General features: G+C 50.9%; 1 rRNA gene. It reads left to right on the top strand.

What is annotated here, in order from left to right:
- Window positions 1-2,523, top strand: a 23S ribosomal RNA gene (locus Q9R21_RS14760); the annotation flags it as partial.
- Window positions 2,524-2,550: the final 27 nt, after the last annotated feature.

The raw sequence follows: 2,550 nt of genomic DNA, 5'->3' as shown, positions 1-2,550 counted from the left end.
GGCACGTGAAACCTTGTCTGAATATGGGGGGACCATCCTCCAAGGCTAAATACTCCTGACTGACCGATAGTGAACCAGTACCGTGAGGGAAAGGCGAAAAGAACCCCTGTGAGGGGAGTGAAATAGATCCTGAAACCGCATGCATACAAGCAGTGGGAGCCGGCTTAGTCCGGTGACTGCGTACCTTTTGTATAATGGGTCAGCGACTTATATTCAGTAGCAAGGTTAACCGAATAGGGGAGCCGTAGGGAAACCGAGTCTTAATAGGGCGTTTAGTTGCTGGGTATAGACCCGAAACCAGGTGATCTATCCATGAGCAGGTTGAAGGTTGGGTAACACTAACTGGAGGACCGAACCCACTGTCGTTGAAAAGCCAGGGGATGACTTGTGGATAGGGGTGAAAGGCTAATCAAACTTGGTGATAGCTGGTTCTCCCCGAAAGCTATTTAGGTAGCGCCTCGGACGAATACCATTGGGGGTAGAGCACTGTTTCGGCTAGGGGGTCATCCCGACTTACCAAACCGATGCAAACTCCGAATACCAATGAGTACTATCCGGGAGACAGACTGCGGGTGCTAACGTCCGTAGTCAAGAGGAAAACAATCCAGACCGCCAGCTAAGGCCCCAAAATTATAGTTAAGTGGGAAACGATGTGGGAAGGCATAGACAGCTAGGAGGTTGGCTTAGAAGCAGCCACCCTTTAAAGAAAGCGTAATAGCTCACTAGTCGAGTCGGCCTGCGCGGAAGATGTAACGGGGCTAAAACTATATGCCGAAGCTGCGGATGCATAATTTATTATGCGTGGTAGGGGAGCGTTCTGTAAGCCGATGAAGGTGGATTGAGAAGTCTGCTGGAGGTATCAGAAGTGCGAATGCTGACGTGAGTAACGACAATGCGAGTGAAAAACTCGCACGCTGAAAGACCAAGGGTTCCAGTCCAACGTTAATCGGGGCTGGGTGAGTCGACCCCTAAGGCGAGGCCGAGAGGCGTAGTCGATGGGAAATTGGTTAATATTCCAATACTTCTGTGTAATGCGATGAGAGGACGGAGAAGGTTAAGTCAGCCTGGCGTTGGTTGTCCAGGTGGAAGGTTGTAGGCATGTATCTTAGGCAAATCCGGGGTACTCTATGCTGAGAACTGATAGCAAGCTGTACTTGTACAGTGAAGTGGCTGATACCATGCTTCCAGGAAAAGTCTCTAAGCTTCAGTTACACAGGAATCGTACCCGAAACCGACACAGGTGGTCAGGTCGAGTAGACCAAAGCGCTTGAGAGAACTCTGCTGAAGGAACTAGGCAAAATGGTACCGTAACTTCGGGAGAAGGTACGCTGTTGTCTGTGATAGGACTTGCTCCTTGAGCGGCCGACAGCCTCAGAAACCAGGCCCCTGCAACTGTTTATTAAAAACATAGCACTCTGCAAACACGAAAGTGGACGTATAGGGTGTGATGCCTGCCCGGTGCTGGAAGGTTAATTGATGGGGTTAGCGTAAGCGAAGCTCTTGATCGAAGCCCCAGTAAACGGCGGCCGTAACTATAACGGTCCTAAGGTAGCGAAATTCCTTGTCGGGTAAGTTCCGACCTGCACGAATGGCATAATGATGGGGGCGCTGTCTCCAGCAGAGACTCAGTGAAATCGAATTCGCCGTGAAGATGCGGTGTACCCGCGGCTAGACGGAAAGACCCCGTGAACCTTTACTGCAGCTTGACATTGAACTTTGATCTTACTTGTGTAGGATAGGTGGGAGGCTTTGAAGTCGCGACGCTAGTTGCGATGGAGCCGTCCTTGAAATACCACCCTGGTAATATTGAGGTTCTAACTCTGTCCCGTTATCCGGGACGAGGACCATGTCTGGTGGGTAGTTTGACTGGGGCGGTCTCCTCCTAAAGAGTAACGGAGGAGTACGAAGGTGCGCTCAGCGTGGTCGGAAATCACGCGTAGAGTATAAAGGCAAAAGCGCGCTTAACTGCGAGACCCACAAGTCGAGCAGGTACGAAAGTAGGTCTTAGTGATCCGGTGGTTCTGTATGGAAGGGCCATCGCTCAACGGATAAAAGGTACTCTGGGGATAACAGGCTGATACCGCCCAAGAGTTCATATCGACGGCGGTGTTTGGCACCTCGATGTCGGCTCATCTCATCCTGGGGCTGAAGCAGGTCCCAAGGGTATGGCTGTTCGCCATTTAAAGAGGTACGCGAGCTGGGTTTAGAACGTCGTGAGACAGTTCGGTCCCTATCTACCGTGGGCGTTGGAAATTTGAGAGGATCTGCTCCTAGTACGAGAGGACCAGAGTGGACGAACCTCTGGTGTACCGGTTGTCACGCCAGTGGCATCGCCGGGTAGCTATGTTCGGAAGGGATAACCGCTGAAAGCATCTAAGCGGGAAGCCTACCTCAAGATAAGATTTCCCCGAGACTTTATGTCTCCTAAAGAGCCGTTGAAGACTACGACGTTGATAGGTTGGATGTGGAAGCATAGTGATATGTGAAGCTGACCAATACTAATTGCTCGTGAGGCTTGACTATACAACACCCAAACAGTTGTTGTACGAA

Source organism: Acinetobacter sp. RG5 (assembly GCF_031844265.1).
Taxonomy (GTDB): Bacteria; Pseudomonadota; Gammaproteobacteria; order Pseudomonadales; family Moraxellaceae; genus Acinetobacter.
This window is presented reverse-complemented; position numbering and strand designations above follow the sequence as displayed.